At 66.2% G+C, this 25,654-nt stretch carries 25 protein-coding genes, 1 tRNA gene and 1 pseudogene; 14 read left to right on the top strand and 13 right to left on the bottom strand.

Features of this window, described 5'->3' with window-relative positions:
- Positions 1-5: 5 nt before the first annotated feature.
- Entirely contained in the window at positions 6-1,406 is a 1,401-nt protein-coding gene (locus tag ACSC1Y_RS03180; protein ID WP_435333217.1) for a bifunctional metallophosphatase/5'-nucleotidase, read from the top strand.
- 99 nt (positions 1,407-1,505) lie between these two features.
- On the top strand, positions 1,506-1,910 hold the full coding sequence (locus ACSC1Y_RS03175) for a universal stress protein (RefSeq protein ID WP_435333216.1): 405 nt from the start codon (positions 1,506-1,508) through the stop codon (positions 1,908-1,910).
- Between the two features lie 29 nt (positions 1,911-1,939).
- Here the strand turns inward: ACSC1Y_RS03175 and ACSC1Y_RS03170 are convergent, their stop codons facing one another.
- A complete protein-coding gene (locus ACSC1Y_RS03170) occupies positions 1,940-3,055 on the bottom strand; it encodes a mechanosensitive ion channel family protein (RefSeq protein ID WP_435333215.1) in 1,116 nt (371 codons plus the stop codon).
- Between the two features lie 172 nt (positions 3,056-3,227).
- Between ACSC1Y_RS03170 and trmB the strand changes: the two genes are divergently transcribed.
- A complete protein-coding gene (gene trmB / locus ACSC1Y_RS03165; protein WP_435333213.1) occupies positions 3,228-4,286 on the top strand; it encodes an HTH-type sugar sensing transcriptional regulator TrmB in 1,059 nt (352 codons plus the stop codon).
- Positions 4,287-4,317: 31 nt separating this feature from the next.
- On the opposite strand, the gene ACSC1Y_RS03160 is transcribed toward trmB, so the two are convergent.
- Positions 4,318-5,169: an eIF2B alpha/beta/delta subunit family protein gene (locus ACSC1Y_RS03160; protein ID WP_435333212.1), complete on the bottom strand. Its 852-nt coding sequence runs from the start codon at positions 5,167-5,169 to the stop codon at positions 4,318-4,320.
- A gap of 128 nt (positions 5,170-5,297) precedes the next feature.
- Here ACSC1Y_RS03160 and ACSC1Y_RS03155 point away from each other — a divergent pair, with 128 nt between their 5' ends.
- Together ACSC1Y_RS03155 and ACSC1Y_RS03150 are read left to right on the top strand one after the other, a co-directional pair.
- A complete protein-coding gene (locus tag ACSC1Y_RS03155) occupies positions 5,298-5,597 on the top strand; it encodes a DUF7969 family protein (protein WP_435333211.1) in 300 nt (99 codons plus the stop codon).
- A 76-nt stretch (positions 5,598-5,673) separates the two neighbouring features.
- On the top strand, positions 5,674-5,886 hold the full coding sequence (locus tag ACSC1Y_RS03150) for a hypothetical protein (RefSeq protein WP_435333210.1): 213 nt from the start codon (positions 5,674-5,676) through the stop codon (positions 5,884-5,886).
- 164 nt (positions 5,887-6,050) lie between these two features.
- On the opposite strand, the gene ACSC1Y_RS03145 is transcribed toward ACSC1Y_RS03150, so the two are convergent.
- The 3 genes from ACSC1Y_RS03145 to ACSC1Y_RS03135 form a co-directional block, all read right to left on the bottom strand.
- A complete protein-coding gene (locus tag ACSC1Y_RS03145; RefSeq protein ID WP_435333209.1) occupies positions 6,051-7,511 on the bottom strand; it encodes an RtcB family protein in 1,461 nt (486 codons plus the stop codon).
- 75 nt (positions 7,512-7,586) lie between these two features.
- Positions 7,587-7,997 (bottom strand): archease, encoded by a 411-nt coding sequence (locus ACSC1Y_RS03140; protein ID WP_435333208.1) that lies wholly within the window; start codon positions 7,995-7,997, stop codon positions 7,587-7,589.
- Positions 7,998-8,012: 15 nt separating this feature from the next.
- On the bottom strand, positions 8,013-8,852 hold the full coding sequence (locus tag ACSC1Y_RS03135; protein ID WP_435333207.1) for a DUF502 domain-containing protein: 840 nt from the start codon (positions 8,850-8,852) through the stop codon (positions 8,013-8,015).
- A 109-nt stretch (positions 8,853-8,961) separates the two neighbouring features.
- Between ACSC1Y_RS03135 and ACSC1Y_RS03130 the strand changes: the two genes are divergently transcribed.
- From ACSC1Y_RS03130 to ACSC1Y_RS03110, 5 genes are all read left to right on the top strand, one after another.
- A complete protein-coding gene (locus ACSC1Y_RS03130) occupies positions 8,962-9,447 on the top strand; it encodes a GNAT family N-acetyltransferase (RefSeq protein ID WP_435333206.1) in 486 nt (161 codons plus the stop codon).
- 72 nt (positions 9,448-9,519) lie between these two features.
- Positions 9,520-10,692, top strand: a complete 1,173-nt coding sequence (gene priS, locus ACSC1Y_RS03125; RefSeq protein WP_435333204.1) for a DNA primase small subunit PriS — start codon at positions 9,520-9,522, stop codon at positions 10,690-10,692.
- A gap of 7 nt (positions 10,693-10,699) precedes the next feature.
- Complete coding sequence (locus ACSC1Y_RS03120; RefSeq protein WP_435333202.1) at positions 10,700-11,725, top strand: DNA replication complex subunit Gins51; 1,026 nt, start codon at positions 10,700-10,702, stop codon at positions 11,723-11,725.
- Between the two features lie 65 nt (positions 11,726-11,790).
- Positions 11,791-12,246, top strand: coding sequence for a thioredoxin-dependent thiol peroxidase (gene bcp, locus ACSC1Y_RS03115; protein WP_435333200.1), 456 nt, complete (start codon positions 11,791-11,793; stop codon positions 12,244-12,246).
- A 104-nt stretch (positions 12,247-12,350) separates the two neighbouring features.
- Positions 12,351-14,690, top strand: a complete 2,340-nt coding sequence (locus tag ACSC1Y_RS03110; RefSeq protein WP_435333198.1) for an amino acid permease — start codon at positions 12,351-12,353, stop codon at positions 14,688-14,690.
- A 70-nt stretch (positions 14,691-14,760) separates the two neighbouring features.
- Here the strand turns inward: ACSC1Y_RS03110 and ACSC1Y_RS03105 are convergent, their stop codons facing one another.
- Together ACSC1Y_RS03105 and ACSC1Y_RS03100 are read right to left on the bottom strand one after the other, a co-directional pair.
- The gene (locus tag ACSC1Y_RS03105) at positions 14,761-17,025 is read right to left on the bottom strand and encodes a CDC48 family AAA ATPase (RefSeq protein WP_435333196.1); all 2,265 of its coding nucleotides are present in this window, start codon (positions 17,023-17,025) and stop codon (positions 14,761-14,763) included.
- Positions 17,022-17,270, bottom strand: coding sequence for a DUF7127 family protein (locus ACSC1Y_RS03100; RefSeq protein WP_435333194.1), 249 nt, complete (start codon positions 17,268-17,270; stop codon positions 17,022-17,024). The genes ACSC1Y_RS03105 and ACSC1Y_RS03100 overlap by 4 nt, the downstream gene beginning before the upstream one ends.
- A 145-nt stretch (positions 17,271-17,415) precedes the next feature.
- Here ACSC1Y_RS03100 and ACSC1Y_RS03095 point away from each other — a divergent pair, with 145 nt between their 5' ends.
- Positions 17,416-18,204 (top strand): alpha/beta fold hydrolase, encoded by a 789-nt coding sequence (locus ACSC1Y_RS03095; protein WP_435333192.1) that lies wholly within the window; start codon positions 17,416-17,418, stop codon positions 18,202-18,204.
- Positions 18,205-18,228: 24 nt separating this feature from the next.
- Here the strand turns inward: ACSC1Y_RS03095 and panB are convergent, their stop codons facing one another.
- The gene (gene panB / locus ACSC1Y_RS03090) at positions 18,229-19,041 is read right to left on the bottom strand and encodes a 3-methyl-2-oxobutanoate hydroxymethyltransferase (RefSeq protein ID WP_435333191.1); all 813 of its coding nucleotides are present in this window, start codon (positions 19,039-19,041) and stop codon (positions 18,229-18,231) included.
- Positions 19,042-19,152: 111 nt separating this feature from the next.
- Here panB and ACSC1Y_RS03085 point away from each other — a divergent pair, with 111 nt between their 5' ends.
- Entirely contained in the window at positions 19,153-19,476 is a 324-nt protein-coding gene (locus ACSC1Y_RS03085; protein WP_435333190.1) for a DUF5822 domain-containing protein, read from the top strand.
- Between the two features lie 83 nt (positions 19,477-19,559).
- Here ACSC1Y_RS03085 and ACSC1Y_RS03080 read toward each other — a convergent pair whose 3' ends face one another.
- Complete coding sequence (locus ACSC1Y_RS03080) at positions 19,560-20,081, bottom strand: HAD family hydrolase (RefSeq protein ID WP_435333189.1); 522 nt, start codon at positions 20,079-20,081, stop codon at positions 19,560-19,562.
- A 222-nt stretch (positions 20,082-20,303) separates the two neighbouring features.
- Here ACSC1Y_RS03080 and cysE point away from each other — a divergent pair.
- A pseudogene (gene cysE, locus ACSC1Y_RS03075) lies at positions 20,304-20,807 on the top strand (serine O-acetyltransferase); the annotation flags it as partial.
- 216 nt (positions 20,808-21,023) lie between these two features.
- Here the strand turns inward: cysE and ACSC1Y_RS03070 are convergent.
- The 4 genes from ACSC1Y_RS03070 to ACSC1Y_RS03055 form a co-directional block, all read right to left on the bottom strand.
- Positions 21,024-22,160 (bottom strand): acyl-CoA dehydrogenase family protein, encoded by a 1,137-nt coding sequence (locus ACSC1Y_RS03070; protein WP_435333188.1) that lies wholly within the window; start codon positions 22,158-22,160, stop codon positions 21,024-21,026.
- A gap of 39 nt (positions 22,161-22,199) precedes the next feature.
- Positions 22,200-22,979: a helix-turn-helix transcriptional regulator gene (locus ACSC1Y_RS03065; protein WP_435333187.1), complete on the bottom strand. Its 780-nt coding sequence runs from the start codon at positions 22,977-22,979 to the stop codon at positions 22,200-22,202.
- A 242-nt stretch (positions 22,980-23,221) separates the two neighbouring features.
- Positions 23,222-24,496, bottom strand: coding sequence for an alanyl-tRNA editing protein (locus ACSC1Y_RS03060; protein WP_435333185.1), 1,275 nt, complete (start codon positions 24,494-24,496; stop codon positions 23,222-23,224).
- A 58-nt stretch (positions 24,497-24,554) separates the two neighbouring features.
- Entirely contained in the window at positions 24,555-25,076 is a 522-nt protein-coding gene (locus ACSC1Y_RS03055; RefSeq protein WP_435333184.1) for a helix-turn-helix domain-containing protein, read from the bottom strand.
- A 138-nt stretch (positions 25,077-25,214) separates the two neighbouring features.
- Here ACSC1Y_RS03055 and ACSC1Y_RS03050 point away from each other — a divergent pair.
- Positions 25,215-25,299 (top strand) — tRNA-Leu (locus ACSC1Y_RS03050).
- Positions 25,300-25,654 lie beyond the last annotated feature (355 nt).

Below are 25,654 nucleotides of genomic sequence, written 5' to 3'. Positions count from 1 at the left end.
GCTGTATGTCTCCCCGTCTCCTCCACTACTCAGACGTCGAGAACGCCTACGACGACCCCGAACGAATCGGCCGCCTGGCAGGCACCATCCGCGAGCGCACTGGTGACGACGCGCTCGTAATCGGGACGGGTGACGACACCGCCCCGGGCGTGCTCGCCCTCGTCACGGAGGGCCAACAGGCGCTCGACTTCTTCGAGGCCGTCGACACCGAACTGGAGACGTTCGGCAACCACGACTTCGACTTCGGCGCCGAGCGGACGAAGGAACTCGTCGCGGACTCGCCCCAGACCTGGCTGACCGCGAACGTCCACGAGAACGGCGACCGGTTCGCCGCCGACCACACCGAACCGTGGACCGTGCGCGAGATCGACGGCGCTACCGTCGGATTCTTCGGCGTCACCGACCCCCGGACGCCCTCCATCAACCCGGCTGCGACCGGCCTCTCGTTCTCCGACCCCATCGCCGCCGCCGAGGAGGCCGTCGACGAACTGCGCGGTGCCGGCGCGGACTACGTCGTCGCGGTCTCCCACCTCGGGAACGACGACGAGGAACTGGCCGTCTCCGTCGACGTGGACGTCGTCCTCGGTGGGCACGTCCACAGCATCGTGGAGGAGCGAATCGACGACACGCTGCTCGTCCGGCCCGGCGTCAACGGGGCGGCCGTGTTCGAGGTTGCCCTCGACCCGGATGGAGCCAGTGCGCCCGAAGCCACGAGACACGACCCGTCGGACGGCCCGCTCGACGAAACGCTCGCCGCAGCCGTCCGAGACCGCATGGCCGAGGCCGACCTCGACGAGGTGGTCGGACACGTCGAGGACCCCATCGAACGGACCAACGCGGCCGCCTTCCGGGGCGAGAGCCGAATCGGCAACTTCGTCGCCGACGCCTACCGCTGGGCGACCGGCGCCGACGTCGGGCTCCAGAACTCGGGCGGTATCCGCGAGGGCGAGCCGCTGCGTGGCGAAGTGACGGTGGCGGACCTCGTCTCGGTCGTCCCGTTCAAAGAGCCGGTTGCGGTCGCCGAGCTCACCGGTGAGGAGCTGCTGGCGACGCTCCGGCAGGCGAGCGGGGCGAACGTCGCCTTCGGCGAACCCGACTGGTGGCACGCCCACCTCTCCGGGGCGACGGTCACCTGGGACCGGCGGACGCACGAACTCGTCGAAGCGACCGTCGGTGGCGAGCCGGTCGACCCCGAGGCGACGTACACGCTCGCGACGACGGATTACCTGTTCCACACCGACCACGAGTTCCCGGCGCTCGACGACCACCACCGGCTCGAATCGAGTGACGCCCAGTTCGAGGACGACATCCAGTACGAAGTTCTGGCGGCCTACGCACGTGAGCGGGGCGTCGACCCCGTCGTCGAGGGACGCGTCGTCTGGAACGGGAACCGCGGCGACGACTGACCGTCTGGAGCGCCGACGTCCGTCGAGTGCCTCGGCCGACGGCGACGAGAGGGGGCCGAGTCCGAACCTTTACCCTCGCCGGCCGACTCCCTTCCGACGATGGAGCGCGTCGTTGTCCCCGTCCGATATCCGCTCTCGAAACACTCCCGACGAACGCTCGAAGCCGCCATCGACATCGCACGCGAGCGAGCGGCGGCGCTGACGGTCCTCCACGTCAACCTCTACCAGAACTCGCGTCACATCGACCGGCTCGAACTCAAAGACGGCGTCGAGGAGGCGTTCGGCCCGCTCGAGAACACCCGGTACGTCGTCCGGAGCGGGTTCCTCGTCGAAGAGACGTTGTTGGACGAGGTCGCCGCGGAAGGTGCCGACGTCGTCGTCATCGGTAACAAACAGTCCGGCAAGTGGCGTCGGATGCTTCAGAAGCTCGTCGACGACCCCAACATCGACCAGTACCTCAGAGAGCACCTCGACTGCGAGGTCGTAACCGTCAGGGCCTCGTAGCCGGACTCATCCGACACGTTCCCACCCGGTCACCTCCGGTCGGCACCGGTAGAATCGTGGTCACGGGTTCCTCGACCACCCGCCCAGTTCTCTGCCCCGCTACCCGTGTCCGTCTGCCGCATCGACACGGGCATCTGGCCACTCGTCTCGTCGAAGATGATGTGCGAGTGTGGATAGGCGATGGCGACGTCCGCCTCGTCGAGTCGGGTCCACACCTGCTCTTGAACCTTCGAGCGGACCGTTAGCAGCTTGTACGGCTGCTTCGCCCAGTACCGTAGCGTTAGCTTGACGCCGTGGTCGGCGTAGGTGTCGATGTAGGCCGTCGGTGCCGCCGGGTATCGGGCAGAGCCGATGCGGATGTCAGGGCCGCCAGGGATGACCTCTTCGACCTCCTTCGCGGCATCCTGCATGATCTCCCGCGCCTCGTCGAGGTCGCCCTCGTAGGTGACCACGAGCGGGAGCGACAGTCGGGTCCGTTCGTCCTCCGCTGAGTAGTTGATGACGTCGCGGTTCCTGATGGAGGAGTTCGGGATGACGAGGAAGGTGTTGTCTAACGTGAATATCTTCGTGTACCGGATGGTGATGTCCTCGACGAAGCCGCGCGTCCCGCGGTCGGCGAGTTCGATCATGTCACCGATCTCGTACGGTTGGTCGGCCAGTACGAACACGCCGTTGATGATGCTCCCGACGATGGGTGCGAGAACGATACCGAGGACCGCAGAGAACACGGTCACGGAGAGCAGGATGTCGCCAACGCCGAGACCGAGGAGGGTCGACGCGAGCGCCGCCGCGATGGCGAGGATACAGAGCCGTATCATCCGGAGGACCGTCCGGGTGATGCTCGGCCGCTGCAGCTGCTGGGCGATGGTCCTGCCGAACACGCGGATGAACAGCTTCGAGGCGTACCAGCCGAGCGTCAGGACGACCAGGGCGAGGAGGACGTTGACGATGTCCGAGATCGGAATCCACGGCGGCAGATACTGGCCGATGAGCTCGGCTATCTGCCGACTGAGCCCCTCGAGCCCGCTCTGTCCATCGGTAATCCGACCAGGCTGTGTCGACGTCCCGCCACCTCCGCCGGTGCCGGCGCTCGCTCGAGTCGCCGTCCCGTTCGCCTGTTGTTCGAACTCCACGCCGGCGGACATGTCTCAGCGGTCACTCGCTGCCGAGATAAGGGTTGGGAAGGCGTATGCACAATACCGTCTCAGGGGCCACTTCTGAGTGAAGTGGCACCAATCCACATAGGACCGAATTCTGAAAGAGCGTGCTACTCGGATTTCAGTAAATCATTTAGGTGGGCGGACCTGTGGTGTAGATATGCCATCCGACGACCTCCACGCGACCATCGAACGAGTGGGCGACCGCTTCAGTCTCGGCGAGTACGAGATAGACGCCTATCTCACGGTGCTGGAGCACGGTCAGCTCACCGCGAGTGAGATCGCGGACCGCACGGAGATTCCCCAACCGCGCGTCTACGACACGGTCCGCAGCCTCTCCGACCGTGGACTGGTCGAACTCCGTGAGTCGCGGCCGATGAAGATCATCGCCGTCGACCCCGAGGACGCGTTCTCCGACGTCCAGTCCTCGCTCACGGAGATGGTCGACGAACTGGGTGCGCGCTACACGGCACCCGCGCGCGACACCGAAGCCGTCTCGCTGGTCAAGTCGCGCTCGACCATCCTCCGCTACCTCGAGGAGGTCATCGACGCCGCCGAGTACGAACTGGCGCTGTCGCTCACGCCGGACCTGCTCGAACGATTCGAGGACCTGCTCGCGAGTCGGCACCACGAGGGCATCAGCATCGAACTCCTCATCACGCCGGAGTCCGGCGCACCGGACCCGGACGAGTTCGACTACGCCCGCGTCGCGACCACGGTCCGCGCCCGCCGCGGCATCACCAGCCCGGTCATGGCCGTCGCCGACGGCTCGTACTCCATCTACGCGACGCAGGACGCCCTGCGCGACGACCAGGACCGCTACGGCGTCATCTTCAATCGCTCCGCGCTCGGCTTCCTCGTCTCCGGCTTCTTCGGGACCGTCCTCTGGACGACGGCCGAGGAGATCCACAGTAACGGCGACGACCGGCCGTTCCCCCGCCGGTACGCGTCCATCCGCCGCGCCGTCAAGGACCTCATCGAGGCTGGCGGCGAGTTCTACGCGACCATCGAGGGCAGGGACGTCGAAACCGGAACGCCGCGGCTCGTCCAGGGCAAGATCGCGGACATCTCCTTCGAACTGACCGAGGAGATCGCCGGTATGACCCTCGAGACCGACGACGGCGAGGTCACCGTCGGTGGACAGGTCGCCTCGTACGAGGACGTCGAAGCACACGAGATAACGGTCGGGCGCGACGAGCCGCCAGCACCGGACCGGTAGTCGCCGGTTCCCGGTCGAGAACAGCCCGTGTTCAGAACTCTTTGCGACCGTCGTCGGTGATGACGCCGTCGAGCAACTCGACGGGCGTCTCGTCGTAGGCAGGATTCCGGACGTCGAATCCTTCTGCCGGTTCCCGCATCACTTCGCTGGAGGAGCGGAACTCGTTCTGGAAGACGAAGCCGTCCTCTATTATCTTCGCACTTGAACCGATGACCGTGACGGGGACGTCACAGGCGGCAGCCGTCGCCGCGATGGGGAACGTCCCGACGCGGTTGTAGAGGCTGTCGCCGACGATGCAGTCCATACCGAGCACGACCGCGTCGCACTCGTGCAGGTAGTAGCCGGACGCGCTGTCGGTCAGCAGGTGCGTCTCGACGCGGTCGTTCTCCGCGAGCGTCCGGGCGGTCTTCCGACCGAGATAGCGCGGGCGCGCCTCGGTGACGAAGATATCGAGGTAGATACCCTCCTTCGTGGCGAGTTCGACCGCCTCCAGCACGGTCGAAGAGTAGTCGTGCGTGAGAATCGTCGCGCCGTCCTCGAAGTAGTCCGCGGCGTTCTCCGCGGCTCGGCGCTTGCCGTGTTCGACGTCGTCGGCGACCTGTTCGATGGCGGTCCTGAGCGCTTCGAGCGCCTCGTCGACCGACCCCGCGTCCTCGTTCTCCACGAGCTCGACGACCTCGCGCATCGCGTTGTGGAGCGAGGCGTGGGAGGGGTTCGCGCGCTGGAGCGCCTTCGCGTTTCGGTCGAGCGTCCGGACGAACTCCTCGACGGTGACGTACTCGCGGTCGAGCAGCTCGCGAAGCGACCGTGTCGCCTTGACGGCGACGACCGACGAGGAGTGCGTCTGCATCTCCTCTATCTCTTCGACGGTCTCGTCTATCATGTGCTACAGGTCTGTCGTCGCCGTCAAAGTCCTTTCCACTACGCGATGGGGATTCGCGGTAGTGCGAGCGAGTCCGGTGACGCTACCGCCAGCCGCGAGGCTAAGTCGCTCCGGCGGCAAGTCTCGGCATGGTCGCCGTCACCTACTACTGCCCCTACTGCGAGGCACTGACGAGTCTCGAACGCGACGCCTACCTCGCGGACAAGTGTGTCACGAGGGAGCCACTCGACGGCTGGGAGTACGAGTCGACCACGGGCGACTACGAGGCGGCGGACGGCGTCGAGTTCGTCTGTATCGGCGACGCGGACCCCGAACGCGAGGGCTGTGGCGAGACGTTCTACCTCAACTTCGTGAAGTTCGAAGGTGGCGAAGAGGTGGTCCACCGGATGCCGGACATCGACCGACCGCGGTTCGACTTCAACGCCTGAGCGGCGTGCTCGAACTGGCGCACGGCTACCAGAATCGGCCACGGATTTTTACCCGCCGGTCGCGTCGTGAGAGTCGATGGACGACGAGATCCTCGACCACCAGCGCGAACTGGTGCGCCTTCTCGAAGAGCAGGGCTGGGACGTGACCGAGACGGAGCTCTCGGTGTACGAGAGCCCGTGGGAGGACGACGACACGCCGGAGGCGAGCGTGACGCTCAGTGCCCGCAAGCAGTTCCCGAAGAACGACGAAGACGGCGACGACGGCGACAATCCGTACCGGCTGAAGTAGCGCCGCGGCTCCGGACCACTGGATGGCGAACAGGCGGCACCCGCACGGGAGTCGTCGCATCTGGCGTGCCGCACAACCGCCTCGGCCAGGATGCGTCGGTCGTCAGACCACGCACCGTCTGGCCGCGGCTTCGTACTTGAACCCTCGCCGGTAGTCGGGCCGTCTCAGCCTTTGATGTTGCAGACCGGGAACGTCCGCGCCACCTTGTCGCCGATACCGAGTTCGTCGCTGACGCGGACGACCTCGTCGACGTCCTTGTAGACGCCGGGAGCCTCCTCGGCGATGGTCGCGCCGGACTGTGCCTTGACGTAGATGTGCTGCTGTTCGCGGAGCTCGGTCTGGACATCGCCGCCCCAGAAGTCCTGCTTCGCCTGGGTGCGGCTCATCAGCCGGCCCGCCCCGTGGGCGGTCGAACCGAACGTTTCCTGCAGCGAGTTCTCGCCGCCGCGGAGGACGTAGCTTCCGGCGCCCATGCTGCCGGGGATGATGATGGGCTGCCCGACGTCGTAGTAGGCCGGCGGGAGTTCGGGACGGCCGGCGGGGAAGGCCCGGGTCGCGCCCTTGCGGTGGACGTACAGTTCGCGCTCTTCGCCGTCGACGTCGTGTACCTCCTTCTTCCCGATGTTGTGCGCCACGTCGTACAGGAGGTCCATCTCCATCTCCTCCCAGTCGCGGTCGAACACCTTCTCGAACACCTGCCGGGTCCGGTGCATGATGAGCTGGCGGTTGACCCAGGCGAAGTTGATGGCGGCGCACATCGCGCCGTAGTAGTCCTCGGCGAGCTGCGAGCCGGCAGGTGCGGCCGCGAGCTCTTTGTCCGGGAGCTGCTTGAGCAGCCCGGAGTGCGTCTTCTCTATCTTGCGAAGGTAGTCGTTGCAGGTCTGGTGGCCCAGCCCGCGCGAACCGCAGTGGATGAGGACGACTATCTGGTCCTCCTCTAGCCCGAACTCCTCGGCCACGTCGTCGCGGAAGATGTCGGTAACGCGCTGGACCTCCAGGAAGTGGTTGCCCGAGCCGAGCGAGCCGATCTGGTTCTTCCCGCGGTCTTTGGCCTTCTGGGATATCTTCGAGGGGTCGGCGTCGGGTCGCTTGCCCTCGTCCTCGCAGTGTTCGAGGTCCTCGGGGACGGCCCAGTCCTCGGCGAGCGCCCACTCGACGCCGTTCTCGAGGATTCGCTCGACGTCCTGGATGGTGCCCTTTACCACGCCGCCCCCGCCGAGGCCAGACGGGATATTCGCGAACAGGGCGTCGACGAGCTCCTCCTCGCGACCCTGCAGGTCGTCGTAGGTGAGGTTCGTCGTCATCATCCTGACGCCGCAGTTGATGTCGTAGCCGATCGCTCCGGGCGAGATACAGCCGTTCTCGGCGTCCATCGCGCCGACGCCGCCGACGGGGAAGCCGTAGCCCTGGTGGCCGTCCGGCATGCAGATGGCATACTTCGTGATACCGGGGAGCTGCGTCGAGTTCTTCAGCTGTTCGAGCGTCTTGTCCTCGCTGATCTCGTCGAGGAGCGACTCGCTGGCGAGCACGCGCGCCGGAACGCGCATATCGCCCTCCTGTGGGATCTCCCAGACGTAGTCACGGACCTTGTGGAGCGTGACGTCGCCGGCCTCGTAGGTGTCCATACGTGAGTATGCGAGCGGCTGGTCGGAAAGGATTTCGTTGCGCCGTCAGGTCGCGGGGGCGGCGTCGGTACTCGCTCACACGTCGAGGACGACGTACGCCCGCCAGCCGTCGGCGGTCTCCTCGACGACCATCTCGGAGTACGTGACGGCCTTGACGTCGCGGGCAGTGACCTCGTCGAGCGGGACACCTCGGGCGGTCGCCTCGAGGTGCCACGTTCCGCCGGTCTCGGTGACCGTCGCGTCGTTGTCGACCGGAAGGACGAGCCTGACGTCCCGTTCGTAGATGAGCTGGTCGAGGTAGTCGAAGAGCAGGGCCTCGACGTTCTCGGCAGAGAGTGAGATGGAGAACCGCTCGCCGGATTCGGGCCAGTCCTCGCACATCGCGGCCGTGAGCCCGTCGGCTGTCGCGGCGAAGGCCTCGCCGAGGGTCGCTCCGTCGGCGGCGACGGCGACGTCGGCGGTGTGGTCACGAAGTTCGAAGTGCATACCACAACTGGGTCGTCACTCGTCGTCGGTCTGTCGGTTCTCCTCCGGGTCGGCGGCGACGTCGAGATCCAACCGATGGTCGGCCTGTTCGAAACTCGCCTTCTGGCCGACCTGCGCCGTTAGCGGCTCCTGAGAGCGCCCCATCGTCGCGTCGGCGCTTCCGGACGCGACACCGGTCGTGACGACCGCGCGGAGGCCCTCCTCGACGGTCATGTCCACGTCCATGACCCGGTTCTCGGAGATATGGACGAGGTGGCCCCCCATGACCGGGTTCGGCGCGAGCGGGAGGAACAGGGTCACCATGTCGTCCCGTCCCGCCGCCTCCTGGAGTTCGGGTGGCGTCGTCGTCGTGAGGAACCCGAGGGTGTAGGCTCCCTCGTGGGGGAACTCGACGAGTTTCACCTCCCGGAAGTTCCGTTCGTCGCTCTCGACGATGACCTCGGACATCTCCCGAAAGCTTTCGTAGACGGAGCCGACGCCCGGAATCGTCCCGATGATGTCGTGGACGTACTGGATGGCACGCTCCCCGTAGCGGAACTTGGTGAGGAAGCCGAGGGCTGGGATGACCACGAGCAACAACAGGACCGTGAATATCTGAAGCGCCAGGTCGCGTTCAGCGGGGGTCATCTGGAGGAGGGGTTCCGCCTCCTTCACGACGAGGCCGTGTTGCTGGATGAACGTGACGACGCCCGACAGGGCGCCGAAGACGTAGCCAGCGAGGATGTTGAGCACCGCGATCGTCACGATGATGGGAACGACGACGGCGAGGCCCGCGACGAACGCGTCTCTCACCACGTCGACCAGCGTCCGGCCGGCGCGTCTCGTCCGTTCGAGTTCGACGTCGTCCGCGAGCATCGTGTCTCAGTACAGGAGCGGTTCTCACGAAAACCCACGGCCAAATCGGCCGGTTCGTCGAGGGGTCTGCCGGTGGAATTATATCTGTGTGACCACGACTTCAAAAGTAGTGAGCGTCAACGTCGATACACGCGTCGTCGGTCCGGGAAGCGACGAGTTCGTCGAGGGTGCGTGGGCGCTGAAAGAGCGCATCCGCCAGCGAGAGGGCGTGCTGAAACAGCGACGAGGCTTCTTCGCGGACGCCTATCGCCGCTCGAAGGTCCACCTCTACGTCGAAGACGGTCCCGACCCGACGGTCATCGCCTTCGCCGCGGTTCGCCGCGACGGCTACATCCTATTCCTCGCGGTCGCACCCGAGCATCGTGGCGAGGCACTCGGAAAGCGACTCGTCGCACGAGTCGCCGAGGAGCATCGGACAGTCACCTGCCACGCCCGTACGACCAACGAAAACGCCCTTCGTTTCTACGAACATCTCGGCTTCGACATCAAGCGTCGCATCGACAACTACTACGAGGACGGCGGCGACGCGTACTACCTCAAACTGGGAGACGACGTGAGTCTCACCGCGCGCCTCTCCGAGTTCGTTCGTCGGTGACGGCCATCGGGGCCGGTTCGTCCATCGACTCCGCTAGGTTCTTATCGCACCTTCTCAAAGAAATTGAGAGCCATGGACGCGCGCACCCGACGCTACCTCCGCGGTCGTTTCGGCGACCACTATCGCAAGACGACGGTGACGCCGCCGCCGGAGCCCCACGAGCGCGAGTGGGGGTACATCCCCTGGGACTCGGGTGGGACGACGATGGTCCGCCACAACTCGTGGCTCGACATCGGCGACCTCGAGACCTTCCTCGCGGACAACGCTCCCCAGCATGTCTACTTCTCGGCGGGACGGTACGACGACCCCGGCGCGGGGTCGATGTCGAAGAAGGGATGGCGCTCGTCCGACCTCGTGTTCGACCTCGACGCCGACCACCTACCCGGCGTCGACCCGGCGGAGACCAGCTATGCGGACATGCTGGCGGAGTGCAAACAGGCGCTGTTCCGGCTGCTCGACTTCCTGGAGGACGATTTCGGCTTCGAGGAACTGACCATCGTGTTCTCCGGCGGGCGGGGCTACCACGTCCACGTCCGGGACGGGGGCGTCAAGGAGCTGGACCGGCACCACCGACGCGAGATCGTCGACTACGTCCTCGCGAACGATGTCGACTTCGATACGCTCTTACAGCACGAATCGGTCGCCGGCATCGGCCTGAACAACCCGACGGACAAACGGACGCTCGACACGAGCGGCGGGTGGAGCGCCCGGGTCGCGGCGCGGATCTCGGCGTACGTCGATGACTTGCTCGAACTCGACGACGACGAGGCTCTCGAGCGGTTGCAGGAACTCGATGGTATCGGCCAGGGCCGCGCGGAAGGCATCCTCAACGCAGCGCGGACGAACGCAGCGCAGATACACGCCGGAAACGTCGACGTGCACCCGGCGTTCCTGACGCTCGCACGTTCGCTCGCCGAGAAGACCATCCGCGAGGAGACTGCCCCCATCGACGAGCCGGTGACGACCGACATCAACCGGCTCATCCGCCTGCCCGGCAGCATCCACGGCGGCAGCGGCCTCGCGGTCACGCGCATCGAACGCGATGACATCGCCGAGTTCGACCCGCTTCACGACGCCGTTCCGCGGACATTCGTCGGCAGCGAGATACAGGTTACCGTCGACGAGCCGGTGACGGTCGAGTTAGGTGGCGGTAGATTTACAGTATCGGAGGGAACACAGACAGTACCAGAGTACGTGGGCATCTTCCTGATGGCCCGCGGGCAGGCACAGAAGGAGAAAGAATGAACCACGCATGAATCTCGGCGAACTTCGCTCGGCGCTCGACACGGAACGGCAGAAGGGTGGTCTCCAGCAGCTTCGCGACTCGTTCTACCAGGAGGTCGCGGAGTACGTCGAGACCCGGAAGGACGAGCGGGAGGAGCTCGCGGCGGAGGCCGACGACCCGTTCGCCTCGCCGGACGTTCAGCGAATCACCGACGAGATAGAGACCGCGAAGAACACGGCTGAGTCCCTGTACGAGCGCCGTCTCGGGAAACTCGTCAAGCAGGCCAGCCTCGCCGCCGCGGACATGGCCAACCCCGACCAGGTCCAGGGGCTCACCGCCGAGGAACGAGAGCTGTACGAGGACCTGGTCGGCCGCATCGAGGAGAACAAGGCACACATGCTCGACGTGGTCGCGGGCGAGGCGACGACCACGCCCGCGGTCGAAGGGAGTGGCGACGACTCGGCCGCGGACGGTGACGACGAGCCGACCCGTGCGGACGCCCGGACCGAGGCACCGCCGGAGTTCGATCCGGACCCGGCGGTCGACCAGGGCCCGGGTGCGAGCGACGGCGTATCGACGGCCGACGCCCACGAGGAGACGGCGGCTAACACCCACGAGGAGACGGCGGCAGACCCCCGCGGTGACCCCGACATCTCGGCCGCCGAAGCCCGCGCCATCGCGGACGACGAACCGCCCGCGAGCGGTGGCCAGTCGGTGGCTTCCCAGCCGGCCGACGACGGCGTCTCGGCCGCTGACGTGATGGGTGGCTCGCCGGACGACTCGGCGGCGGCAGACTCGGCGGCGGCCGACCCGACACCGGACGAGGGCCCCACGGCGGGCAGCGACCCCGGAACGGCCGGTGAACCGTCGGCTGCGCAGGGGACGACACAGCCCGACGTCGAACGGACCACGGTCCGCCTGACGCAGGACGTCGGCGAGATTTTCGGCGTCGACCAGCGAGAGTACCGGCTCACGGCCGACGACGTGGTGACGCTCCCGACGGCGAACGCAGACCCGCTCGTCGAGCGCGAGGCGGCCGAGAAGCTTGAGTGAGTCGGAGCGACGCGGGAATCCCGGGAAGCGAAACCTGTTTCTAGTGCGGCGGTGTTGCGCCACGTATGCTCGACATCGGCGCTGACGCACCCGACTTCGAACTGCCCGACCAGAACGGCGAGCTCGTCTCGCTCTCGGACTTCGAGGGCCAGCGTGTCGTCCTGTTCTTCTACCCCCGCGCGAACACGAAGGGTTGTACGATGGAGGCGTGCTCGTTCCGCGACAACTGGGCCGCCTACGAGGAACGCGACATCGCCGTCCTCGGTATCAGCGACGACCCCGTCTCCGACCTGAAGTCGTTCGAGGACGACCACGACCTCACCGTCACGCTGCTGTCCGACGAGGACGGCGAGGTCTCGACGCTGTACGACTCCTACGGCGAGAAGAAGATGTTCGGGAACACGTTCGACGGCGTCTTCCGGAACACGTACGTCGTCGGCGAAGACGGCACGGTAGAACTCGTCTACGAGGGCGTGGACCCGGAGGAACACGCGGAGGAGATTCTGGCGGACCTGGACTGACCGGGTAGCGGCGTCCACCTATTGCGGTTCCGGGTGACGTTCTCGGTTCTCCAGCCAATCCACTTCGTCCCTGAGTACTCACGCATCGGGCGAGAAATGCCCGTATGGTAGAGCGCACGCGGTCGCTTGGCTTCTGGGTCGCGTTCGCGATGGGTCTCGGGACGATGATCGCCGCCGGTATCTTCTCGCTGTCCGGCCAGGCGGTCCACGACGTCGGTTCCAGCGCCGTCGTCGCGTTCGTTCTCGCCGCACTCGTCGCGGGCATCACGGCTGCATCGTACTCCGAGTTCGCCTCGATATACGCCGAGAACGGTGGTGGCTACCTGTTCACCTCACAGACGTTCGACGACGACAGGCTCACCTTCGCCGTCGGTGTCTCGTTGTTCCTCGGCTACACCGGGACGACCGCCTTCTACCTCGCCACGATGGACCACTGGGTCCGGAAGTTCGTCGTCCCCGGTGATGTTCTCCCCGTCGGTGCCGCGGGCATATTCACTGCCCTCGCACTCGGTGCGCTGAACGCGGGTGGGACCGAAGAGAGCGGGACCTTCCAGGTCGTCGTGACCGCACTGAAGGTCGTCGTGCTGCTCGTCTTCGTCGGCGGGGCGATGCAGTTCGCGGGGATCATCCCCGCCTTCGGTGAGTTCGCCACGAGCTTCAAGGCGAAACCGGTCAGCATCGTCTCGACTGCTGGGACCGCGTTCATCACGTTCTTCGGGTTCTCCGCCATCGCGGCGAGCGCCGGCGAGATAATCGAGCCGAGGAAGAACGTGCCCAAGGCCATCGCGGCGAGCATGGTCACGGTGACGGTCCTCTACGCGCTCGTCATCGTCGCGCTGGTCAACACGCCGCAGGCCGCAGAGAGCGCGCTCACGCAGGGTGAGACCGCGATGGGAACCATCGCCAAGGCGTTCCTCGGCCCCATCGGTCAGTGGGTCATCGTCGCTGGTGCAGTCTTCTCGATGGTCAGCGCCTCGAACGCGAGCATCCTCGCCGGGAGCGGCATCAGCTACCTGATGGGCCGACGCGGACAGGGCCCGCGGAAGCTCGCGCAGGTCCACCCCGAGTACGAGACGCCGTTGTACTCGGTGGCGGCAGTGACCGGGACCATCGTCGCCCTCGTCGGACTCTTCACGTTCGTCCTCGGTGAGGGCGGAATAGTCCACATCGGTCTCGCCGGACTGACCAACTTCGCGACGCTCAATCTGCTCGCCCCGCTCGCCGTGGTCAACGTCGCACTGGTCTACTCCCGCCGTCGGGAGCCGGACGTCGACCGCCCGTTCGAGATTCCGTACGGGACGGTTCTTCCCCTCGTTGGGGCGGTGGCGAACGTCGCCCTCATCGGCTTCCTCGCGGTCAAGGGGCTCCAGTTCGGCTCGACGCCCGAGGGTGCGCAGTTCGCCTTCGAGCTCGCGGGGACGACGGTCGCCGTGATGCCCGCCGCGCTCGGGCTCGTCGCGGGCGTCATCGTCGAGGTCGCCGCAGTCGCGCTGTTCCTCGCCTGGGGCGGAGAAGAGGAGGTCGACGACCTGGTCGACGAGGTCGAGCCGGCGTCGGGGACCGGTCCCGCCGAAGCGCCCGACGACGGGGAGCGCTACACCATCCTGGTCCCGCTCGCCCGCATGCACCGTGCCCCACGGTTCGGCCGCGTCGCGGCGCGACTCGGGAGGCTGGCGGACGACGACCCGCACGTTCGCTTCCTCACCACGACCAAGGTCCCCGAACAGACGCCGACCGACGCGGTCGACGACGTGGCGACCGAGCGGACTGAACGACTCCGGGAGTTCGTCGACGAGGCGGACCTCGACGTCTCGTACTCGGTCGAGGGCCACGTCTCGCGCGACCTCGGCTACGACATCGTCACCACCGCTCGCGAGGGCGACGTGGACCGCATCGTGATGGGTTACCCCGAGGCGAACCCGCACATCGCGGAGACGGTCGAGTACGACGCCCCGTGCGACACGCTGTTCATGAACGGCGACGTCGCGGAGCCGAACTTCGAGACCGTCATGGTCGGCTCCGGCGGCGGCCCGCACCACGAGGCGATGCTCGACACGGCGGCCGGGCTGGAGCGCTCCGGTTCCGAGGTCCACGTCGTCTCGGTCTCCCCGACCGAGGACGGGACCGACGAGGACGTCGAGGACACCCTGGCCGCCTTCGACGAGGACGCGACGGTCGAACACCACGCCGTCTCCTCGTCGGACGTGGCGACCTCGCTCGTGGTCCTGGCGGACGAACAAGACGCCGTCTTGCTCGTCGGCGCGTCACGGACCCGCCGGCTCAAACGCTGGGTCTTCGGGAGCACGCCCGACCGGGTGATGCGACTGGCGAAGGAGGCCGACGTCCCGGTGCTCGTCTACGCGAGCCAGACGGGTGTCGCCGAACGGGTCGAAGAGTGGACCTTCCCGGCCTACCGGTATCTGCGTCGAGCGATATCTGCGTAGAAGGGTGGAGAACGGCCGTAGAGGCCGAGGAACGACGACGTGAGAATCGCCGTCGAAGACGGCCTCGCGCCTACTGGAACGTGCGACCCATGTCGCGGTCGTCCAGTTCGGGCGCCTCGCGGCCGAAGCGTTTCTCTATCTCGTCGTACCGCGACTTGGTCTCCTCGGTCACGCTCGCGACGACCTCGCCGAGTGCGTGCTCGAAGTGCGCTTTCGTGATGCGCACGTTGCCGACGGAGTCCTCCATCTCCTCGGGCTTGACCGAGTTGATGAACTCGCGGGTCGCGGCGAGCGAGGCTTCGCGGCAGACCGCCTGAACGTCGGCACCGACGTAGCCTTCGGTCTGCTGAGCGAGCCACTGGAGGTCGACGTCGTCGGCCAGCGGTTTGTCGCGGGTGTGGACCTCGAAGATCTTCTTGCGGGCGGCCTCGTCGGGGACGGGAACGTGGACGTGCCGGTCGAGGCGACCGGGGCGGAGGAGCGCCGAATCGATGAGGTCGGGGCGGTTAGTCGTCGCGATGACGACGACGTCCTCCAGGTCCTCGAGGCCGTCGAGCTCGGTCAGCAGCTGCGAGACGACCCGTTCGCCGACGCCGGAGTCACCGGAGTGACGGCCGCGTTCGGTAGCGATGGAGTCTATCTCGTCGAAGAAGATGACCGTCGGGGCGTTCGACCGCGCCTTGTCGAACACCTCGCGGACGCCCTTCTCCGACTCGCCGACGAACTTGTTCAACAGCTCCGGCCCTTTGATGGAGATGAAGTTGCTGTTGGCCTCGTTGGCGACGGCCTTCGCGAGCAGCGTCTTCCCGGTGCCCGGCGGACCGTACATGAGGACGCCTCGTGCGGCCTCCAGGTCCATCGCCTTGAATACTTCGGGGAAGTCGAGCGGCCACTGGATGGTCTCGCGGAGCCGTTCTTTGGTGTTCTCGAGACCACCGACGTCGTTCCAGGTGACGTCCGGAACCTCGACGAAGACCTCTCGCATCGCCGACGGCTTGACCGACTTCATCGCCTCCTTGAAGTCGGATTCGGTCACCTTCAGCGACTCGAGCACCTCGGCGTCGATCTCGTCCTGCTCGAGGTCGAGCTCGGGACGGATGCGCCGGAGTGCGTTCATCGCGGCCTCTTTGGCGAGCGATTCGATGTCGGCGCCGACGAAGCCGTGGGTGTTCTCCGAGTACTGTTCGAGGTCGACGCTGTCCGACAGCGGCATGTTACGCGTGTGGACCTGCATGATCTCGAGCCGGCCCTCCTTGTCGGGCACGCCGATCTCTATCTCGCGGTCGAAACGACCACCGCGACGGAGCGCGGGGTCGAGTGCGTCGACCCGGTTGGTCGCCGCGATGACCGTGACCTGACCGCGCTCTTCGAGGCCGTCCATCAGCGAGAGGAGCTGGGCGACGACGCGGCGTTCCACGTCACCGGACGCTTCGCCACGTCGGGAGGCGATGGAGTCTATCTCGTCGATGAAGACGATGGCGGGCTGGTTCTCCTCGGCTTCTTCGAACACCTCGCGGAGCTTCTCCTCGGACTCGCCGTAGTACTTCGACATGATCTCGGGGCCCGAGATGGTGAGGAAGTGCGCGTCTATCTCGTTGGCGACGGCCTTCGCGATGAGCGTCTTCCCGGTGCCCGGCGGACCGTGGAGGAGCACGCCCTTTGGGGGCTCGATGCCGAGCTGTTTGAACAGCTCCGGGTGGCGCATCGGCAGCTCTATCATCTCGCGGACCTGGTCGAGCTCCTTGTCGAGCCCGCCGATGTCCTCGTAGGTGACACTCGGGACGCCCTCCCGGCTCGCACCGCTCGGTCCGGCGATCTGTTCGGCCGGCTTCTCCGATATCTGGATATCCGTCGAGTCGGTGATGATGACCGTTCCCGACGGCTTGGTCGCGGCGACCTTCAGCGGGACGGACTGTCCACTACCCGCCATCGGCCCGAACGAAAGAGAGAACGGGACGGTCTGTCCGCTGGTGACTGCTTGCCCGGAGAGCTTGTCTCGGACGAGCGGGCCGATGTTCCCCCGGATGCGGAGGTTCTGCGGCAGGGCGACCGTGACGCTCTGTGCCTGCTTCACGTCGGCCTTCTCCACCTCGACGCGGTCGTCGATACCGACGTTTGCTTGCTGTCGCAGACGGCCGTCGATGCGGATGACGTGCTGGCCCTGATCCTCGGGGTAGCCCGGCCAGACGCGCGCGACGGCCTTCCCGTCGCCCTTTCCTGCGATCTGGATGTGGTCGCCGTTCTCCAGTTCGAGTTCCCGCATCGACGCCCGGTCGATGGCTGCGAGACCGCGGCCTGCATCCTTCTGCTTGAGGGGTTTGACGGTAAGCTTCATTGGTCGACCTCCACTTCGATAGTGAGGATGCCGTTTCTGATAAACGCTTGCGAGATTCCCGGAACTTCCAGCTCGAACTGGTCGCTGTCGTCGTGGGGGATGACGATGACGGTGTCACCGACCACGTCGAGCGTCGCCTCCTGTCCAAGGGCACTTCCCAGGTCCGCTGCGACGACGTGATAGTCGTCGTACTGGTAGTGGCGAACGAACTGTTCACCGCCCGAGACGAATTCTTGAATGTGCATGCTATTACTAACCACAGGTTAGTCTTCTCAGTATATAAATCTACTGCTGGCGGAACCACCGGACGGCTCCGGGTTCACGTATGTTAGGTTGAACTGCGGTTCACACAGTATTAGCCTTTATGGACCGGTCGACCCAAACAGGGGCATGGAGACGACGAGCCACCACGGCAGGGAGACGGCGTTCGAGGTGTCGGACAGGGGAGGCGACGACGCACCAGTTCTCTTCGTTCACGGCAGCGGAGGGAGGGCCGGCGTCTGGAAGGGGCAGGCGCGGATGAGCGACGAACGGCCGGTCGTCGCACTCGACCTGAGCGGGCACGGCGAGAGCGACGACGTTCACGCGGACGCTGGCTTCGAGACGCTCTCCGTGTACGCGGACGACGTCATCGCGGTCGCCCGCGAGACCGGTGCCGAGTTCCTCGTCGGCAACTCGCTCGGCGGTGCGGTCGTCCAGCACATCTTGCTCGAGCGCGCCGACGAGTACGAACCAGCCGGAGTCGTCCTGGCTGGCACGGGTGCGAAACTCGCCGTCCTGGACGACCTGCGTGACTGGCTCGCGTCCGACTTCGAGCGCGCCGTCGAGTTCCTGCACGGGCCGGACCGACTGTTCCACGACGCCGACCCACGCTTCGTCGAACTCTCGAAGGCCGCGATGCGTGACTGCGGCCGGACCGTCACCGAGCGCGACTTCCTGACCTGCCACGAATTCGACGTACGAGACGACCTCGACGGACTGACGGGTCCGGCCCTCTGTCTCGTTGGCGAACACGACAGGCTCACACCGCCACACTATCACGAGTACCTCGCAGAACACATCCAGGACGCGAGCGTCACCGTCCTCCAGAACGCGGCCCACCTCGCGATGCTGGAGCAGCCGGAGGCGTTCAACGAGGCGGTCTCACGGTTCTGTCGACGGGTCGAGACGGGAGAATAGCGACGGACCGCGGCGGTCGACGGGTCAGTACAGCCCGTCGAGGTCCTCCTCGACGTGACTGTGTTCTTCGGCCGGGAACTCACCGGATTCGACGGCGTCTCGGTAGGCGCCGATGGCCTCGCTCATCTGCTCTCGCAACTTCCCGAACTCCCGGACGAACGAGGGCGTCCAGTCCGACAGCCCGACCGCGTCGTCGACGACGAGCACCTGCCCGTCGCAGTCCGGGCCCGCGCCGATGCCGATGGTCGGGATGTCCAGCTCCTCGGTGATGAGCCGGGCGACGTTCGCCGGAACGTGTTCGAGGACGAGCGAGAACGCACCCGCCTCCTCGTGTTCGCGCGCGAGTTCGAGCATGTCCGCGGCCGCCTCCTCGGTCGTCCCCTGACGTGCGTAGCCGAGCTGGTTCACCCGCTGTGGAGTCAGCCCGAGGTGGGCCATCACGGGGATGCCGAGCTGGACCATCCGTTCGGTCAACTCGACCGTGTGCGGTCCGGACTCTATCTTGACCGCGTTCGCACCCGCCTCCTTCATCATCCGGCCCGCGTTCTCGATGCTCGCCCTGTCGTCGTGACCGTAGCTCAGGAACGGCATGTCGGCGACCACGAGCGCGTCGTCGACCGCGCGCGACACCGCCGCCGTGTGACTGACGGTCTGGTCGACGGTCACCGGGATGGTCGAGTCGTACCCGAGGACCGTGTTGCCGAGGCTGTCGCCCACGAGGATGACGTCGATTCCCTGCTCGTCGACGAGTTCGGCCGTCACCGCGTCGTAGGCGGTGAGCATGGTTATCGGTTCCTCGCCAGTCTTCGACTGGACCGCGCGCACCGTGGTTGGCATGGGCGATAGTTGCTGGCGGGGTGTCTTACGAGTGCCGGAACGGGAGCGAATCGGTCGCGGGTTCGTACAGGAATCAGCAACCATTAGCCGGTGGACCTCGGAGAGACCGACGTGACAGACGCAGCGGACGACGCGAATGAAGACGGGGCACCGGCGGCCGGTGCCAGGTCGCCAGCCCACGCGGCCGAGGTCGGCGAGACGACCACCGACCCGGACGAGACAGACTACGCGTGGGTTATGCAGACGACGTTCGTCGTGACCATCCTCGTCGGTGCCCCCATCGTCACGCTGCTCTCGCTTCCGTTCGACCTGGTGACGTGGGGTGCGCGTGCGGAGTTCGCACTACGGGTCGGTGCGGTCATCTATTTCGTCACGGCTATCGGCGCACTCGTCTACGAGAAGCAGTACCGTACCGCCGGCGACGCCGGCGAGTGACCGTCCCTGCTGGCCGGCCGAGTGCAGGTCCGCTCGGCCGAGCTCACACCCACTTGGCCGGAATCACACCCACTCGGCCGGAATCACACCCACTCGAACGCCGTCCCCGCTCGTTCTGCCGTATCCGCATCGCGCTCGGAATCACCCACGAAGAGGACTCCCGCCGGCTCCAGCCCGAGCTCCCGAATCGCCGCGAGCAGCGGCTGGGGATGTGGTTTGTACAGCTCGACCGAGTCGCGTCCGACGACGACCGAGACGTGCTCGTGGAGGTCGTGGGTCTCCAGTGCGATGCGCGCCGCGGCCTCACAGTTGAGCGAACAGACGCCGATTGGCCGGTCGTCCGACACGACTTCGTCAGCGAGTGGGAGCCGGTCGGACGTCCTCGCGCCTTCGCGCTCGTGCCGTGCGATTGTCGCTTCGACCTCGTCGGTCAGGCCGAAGTCCGGTGCGTCCTCGAACAGCGCCCAGAGGTCGCGCCCGCTGGGGTCGTGGCTGAACGACTCGTATACGGCGCTCACGTCGGTCCTGACGGCTGCCCAGTCCACGTCGAGTCGGACCAGCGTCCCGTCGAGGTCGTAGACGACCCCGTCGTACTCGCCTGTCACGTGCGAACAGACGACGTTCGGTGGGTTGAGCGTGTCGGTTCCAGATACCCATCTGGTGACTGTCACCCTCGAAACCGCGTAGTTTTTCATCGTCGCAAGCGCATGACAGAGTATGACGGATACCGTCACATCCGAGGAGCACGCTCTCGACCAGACGCTGTCTCGGTCGTGCTGTTGCTGCGGTGGCGGTTCCGAACGCACGACGGCAGAGGTGTCACGGTGATGCTCCGTCGCCTTCGCGAGGACGTGAAGTCGGTCCTCGATAGCGACCCGGCCGCGCGCAACGCGCTCGAGGTCGTCACCTGTTACGCCGGCCTCCACGCCACGTGGGGCCACCGCATCGCCCACGCCCTCTGGAAGCGAGGGTACCGGCTCCCGGCGCGAGCCTTCTCGCAGTTCGTCCGGTTCATGACGGGTGTCGAGATCCACCCGGGCGCACAGCTCGGCCGTCGCGTGGTCATCGACCACGGGATGGGCGTCGTCATCGGTGAGACGGCAGCGGTCGGCGACGACGTACACATGTACCACGGCGTCACCCTCGGCGGGAACTCGCCTCATCCGGTCAAGCGTCACCCGACCGTGGGAGACCGCGTCGTCATCGGGGCGAACGCGACCCTGCTGGGGGACATCACCATCGGGGACGACGCCAGGGTCGGCGCAGGGGCCGTCGTCACCGACGACGTGCCGCCGGGCGTCACCGTCACCGGAATCCCCGCGAAGCCGGTGGGAAACGCGGCGACTGACGAGGACGCTGAGCAACCGGCGGAGACCGATGTCGACGGCGGGACTGGAGCAAAAGCTGACGACCCGACCGAGACTGGGACGGACTCGGCCAGCTCCGACGGCGAAGTCGGCGACGCCGAGAAGATCGAAGCCGACGACTGAACTGAGCGAGTCGGAGCCACAGGATAGCGACGTGAGTCGCAGGTCCTGTACGCCCGCTCAGTCGAGCAGGTGCCGCGCGATGATCTTCTTCTGTATCTCGGAGGTTCCCTCGTAGATGGTGAGTATCTTCGCGTCGCGGTACATCCGCTCGACCGGGAAGTCTGTGGTGTAGCCGTAGCCGCCGTGTATCTGGACGGCCTCGTTGGTCACGTCCATCGCGGCCTCGCTGGCGAAGTACTTCGCCTGGGAGGCGGCGAACGCCGTCTCCATCTGGTCGCCTTCCGCCTTCTTCCGGGCAGCTTCACGGGTGAGCAGGCGGGAAGCTGTTATCTTCGTCTGCATGTCGGCGAGCTTGTGCCGGATGGTCTGGATGTCGCCGATGGGCTTGCCGAACTGCTCACGCTCCTGGGCGTAGGCGAGCGCCGCGTCGAACGCGGACTGGGCCAGCCCGACCGACTGCGCTCCGATGGCGATGCGGCCGCCGGTGAGGATGTGGAAGGCCGCAGAGAGCCCCTTCCCCTCCTCGGTGAGGCGGTACTCGGCGGGGATGCGCACGTCGTCGAACATCAGGGTCGTCGTATCCGATGCGCGAAGGCCGAGCTTGTCCTCCTTCTTGCCGACCTCGAGCCCCTCGACCTCGTCCTTCGGGACGAAGAACTGGGTGATGGAGCCGTCGTCGTCCCGGTCGGTCTTGGCGAACAGGATGACGACGTCGCTTCGCTTCCCGTTCGTGATCCACTGCTTCTTGCCGTTGATGACGTACTCGTCCCCGTCCCGTTCGGCGACCGTCGTCATCTCGGCGGGGTTCGAGCCGGCGTGCGGCTCGGAGAGGGCGAACGCACCGATGGGTCGGCCGGTCGCCATCTCGGGGAGCCAGGCATCCTTCAGCTCCTCGGAGCCGAACTCGGCGAGACAGGAGGTCGCCAGTCCGTGGACGGAGAGCGCTGTCGCCACGGATAGCATCCCGTAGGCCAGTTCCTCGTTGACGATGGCGTACGTCATCGGGTCGGCATCGTAGCCGCCGTACTCCTCGGGGACGGTGAGTCCGGTGAGGTCGAGTTCGGCGAGGCCGTCCCAGACCTCCTCGGGGAACGTCTGCGTCTGGTCGCACTCCTCGGCGTAGGGCCGGATCTCCTCCTCGGCGAACTCCCTGACGACGTCACGGACCGCCGCTTGCTCCGGGGTGAGTTGCATACCCTCGCATACGGTGGGCGGTGGAAAAAGTTGCCTGATTCAGGCGATTGCGACTTCGGAGAGGGGAGTCGCGGCCGCCCAGAGTTGATCGAACATCGACCGACCCCATTCGACGGCCGCGGTCGTCTCGGCGACGAGCTGCGTCCGCGGGTCGTAGCTCCCGTCGAGTCGAGGGAGCGAGAGGTAGACACCGGTCTCCGTGACGGCCATCGCGTACGCGGCATCGCAGATGCGGATTCGTACGTCGTCGACGTCGTGACGGGTCGCGGTCGCGTCGTCGGTCTCCTCGACGAGCTCCCGAGTGACGAGCAGCCGTGGGCTGTCGTCTTCGCTCTCGACGAGGGCTTCTGCGAACCGGTCGTCGTACATCGGAGCGACGATGGCCGCATCCTGGGCCCGCCGGATGGCGTTCTGCACGTACCGCGCCGCCCGGAACGGGTCCGCTTCCGGCGAGCGAATGGGTTCGCAGCCGCGGAGGGAATGAAGCTCGCGGCGAGGGCTCTCCGGGAGTACCGAAAGGTCGTGTGCGGCCCAGTAGTCCGGTGCCGTTTCGACGACGGATTCGACGGTTTCGACGTGGCGAAGCAGGTCCGTGAACAGCTGCCCGGTCCCCGTCACAGCCCATCGGCCGTCGTCCCGCTCGAACACGTAATCCCGCCGTTCGAGGCGGTTGATGGCGTCGTAGACGGCGGACTCGCTCGCATCGGCTGTCTCGACCACGGTCTGTCTGGACCGCGGGTCGTCGGCCAGTTCGGAGAGGACTTCGCGCCGGGCGGCTGAACCCCAGACGAAGGCGGCGCGTTCTGTGGGACCACGCATGAGTTGGGATGGTAGCTGGGACTGTAAATAATTATCCCAGAGGTAGTACTTTCAATTAACGTCCACAGGGATGTGGTCCGCAGGCTCGCGACTGTCCCACCGGGTGTGGAATGATTGGACTTTTACAGATGGTGCCGACATTCTCTATCGCCGTCCGCCGGCGACGGCTGCCTGCGGCCCGTCACGAGACGTGCCCTGTCGCCGACGTCGACCCCAGTGTCGCGACGTTACGGTTCGCGTGGCTACTCACTCCCGCGAAGGTCGGCGACCACGGCAGCCGGTGGTGCGGAGATGCCGCCGCCCTGCGCGAAGGCTTCGCTTCCGCCGCCACCGCCGCCGTGTGCTGCGGTTACCGAATCGACGACCGCAGCAGCGTCCCGTTCGCCGGCGGCCGCCGCGACGACGAACGTCCCTCCGGCGTCGCCGACGGCGACCACGACGTCTGCCCTGTCACCCGCTGTCGCTTCTACCTGCTCTCGCACGTCGTTCGGGCCGACCTCCTCCAGGGTGCCCACGAGCCACGACGAACCGTCTCGTTCGACCCGCTCGAACGAGTCCAGCTGCGAGTCGACGAGCGTCTCACGGACAGCTGCCAGTTCGGCTTCCAGGTCCGCAACCTGTCCTCGAAGCTGACCGACGGCGTCTGGAATAGCCGTCTGGCCGGTTCCGAGCAATCGGCTGGCGTCGAAGAGCGCCTCCTTCTCGGCGGCCCGTCGGTCGATGCTCGTCGGGCCAACCGCGAACTCGACCCGGGTGAGTCCCTCGCCGGGGTTCGACCGATTCAGGACGGTTACGGGGCCGATCTCCCGGGTGTTTCTGACGTGCGTTCCGCCACACGCGGCCACGTCCCACGGGCCCGACGACGGCTGGCCGGGGACGACCTCGCCTTCACCGACCGTCACGATGCGGACCTCGTCCGCACCGTCGAAGACGCCTTCCTCGGTCTTCGTGTTGAACGAGACGAACTCGTCGTCGCGGACCGTCTCGAGGGCCACTTCCTCCCACGTCACCGGGCGGGACTCCCAGACGACCCGGTTGACCAGCCGTTCGAGTTCGACCAGGGTCGAATCGTCGACGTCACTCGTCGTCTCGAAGTCGACGCGGACCTTCACGTCCGCGGCTGCGTCGTCGCCCTCGTCGTCCGAATCCGTCGGTGGCGCCCCGATGTCGAACCCGCCGTAACCGAGCCCGTCGAGCAGCTTCCGACCGGCGCCGTAGAGGACGTGACTGGCCGTGTGTGCGCGCATGCAGTACGTCCTGAACGTCCAGTCGACGTCGCAGAGCACCTCCCGGTCCGGGCGGAAGGTCGGCTCCGAGGCGAGCGTGTGGACGTGTTCGCCGTCCTCGAGCCGCACGTTGACCACGGGAACGTCGCCGATGGTGCCGCGGTCCGCGGGCTGACCGCCGCTCTCGGCGTAGAAGTAACTCGTCTGTAGCCGGACGTCACGGCCGTCGACGTCGGTGACGGTCGTCGAGAAACGTGTCGTATAGGGCTCTCTGGCGGCGAGTTGCGTCATCGGCAGTGGAAGACACGTCCCGCGACCAAAAGCACTGCGGGCAGGCAGCCGACAGCGATTACGACTCGGACAGTTCGATGTCGAGGCGGTCTTCGAGCGCGGCGATGAGCCCGCCACCGATGCCGGCCTGGGTCGCGCGACCCTGCTCGATGGCGATGATGTCCGCTTCGTCGACGCCGAGGGCGTCGGCGAGCTCCTCGCGCTGGAGGCCCTCCTCCTGGCGCTTCGCCGTCACCTTCTTCCCGTAGTCCTTCACGAGGTACGGGAGCGGGTCGTCGTCGTAGTTCGTTCCCTCTTCTTCCCAGCGCTTCGAGTCGCCCTTCCAGACGTCGTTCGCCTTCACCGTGTTCTGGACGGCTCGCCGCTTCCGGTCGCGCTCGTCCTGCTCGCTCCCGCCTCCGCCGGAGGAACCGGACGACCGCTTCTTCGAGGTGTCGTCGTGTGGGGCACAGGAGCGACACACCTGGAGCGACGCACCGGCCACGGACGCCGTGCGCAGGTCGTCGCTCGCCGAACCGCAGAGTTCGCAGGTGTCGCCGTCACTGCTACCCGACGAGCCACCCGTCGAGTACTTCGCCATACGCCCTCCTACCGTGGCGCGACATTTGAATACCCCGCTTTGCTGTGATGCCCCATGCGATGGGGCGCCACTGTCGGGTGAAAAGGACACGCTTTTATTTATCCCCCCAAAACGAGAGAGTGCAGCAAGACACAGCGAGCGTGGGTAGCCAAGCCAGGCCAACGGCGCAGCGTTGAGGGCGCTGTCCTGTAGAGGTCCGCCGGTTCAAATCCGGTCCCACGCATCGCAAACGTGGCGACCAACTCCGCCACAAACACGATGCGGGTGCTCTCCTAACGGACAGCACCCACGCATAATCCTTTCCGACGCAACGCTCTCAGAGCGAGGCGTTGGACTTCTTCATAACCTTCACTCGAACAGTGACGACTGAAGCGGATGCGGGTGCGCTCCTAACGGACATTCTCAGAACGGCGAAGCCGTTCTGGGAAGCAGCCAGAAATCTGTGATTTCTGGCCAGCGCACCCACGCATAATCCTTTCCGACGCAACGCTCTCAGAGCGAGGCGTTGGACTTCTTCATAACCTTCACTCGAACAGTGACGACTGAAGCGGATGCGGGTGCGCTCCTAACGGACATTC

It is taken from the genome of Haloarchaeobius lipolyticus (genome assembly GCF_051208015.1).
GTDB lineage: Archaea > Halobacteriota > Halobacteria > Halobacteriales > Natrialbaceae > Haloarchaeobius.
The sequence above is the reverse complement of the archived record's forward strand: the minus strand, read 5'-3'. Positions and strand labels throughout refer to the sequence as shown.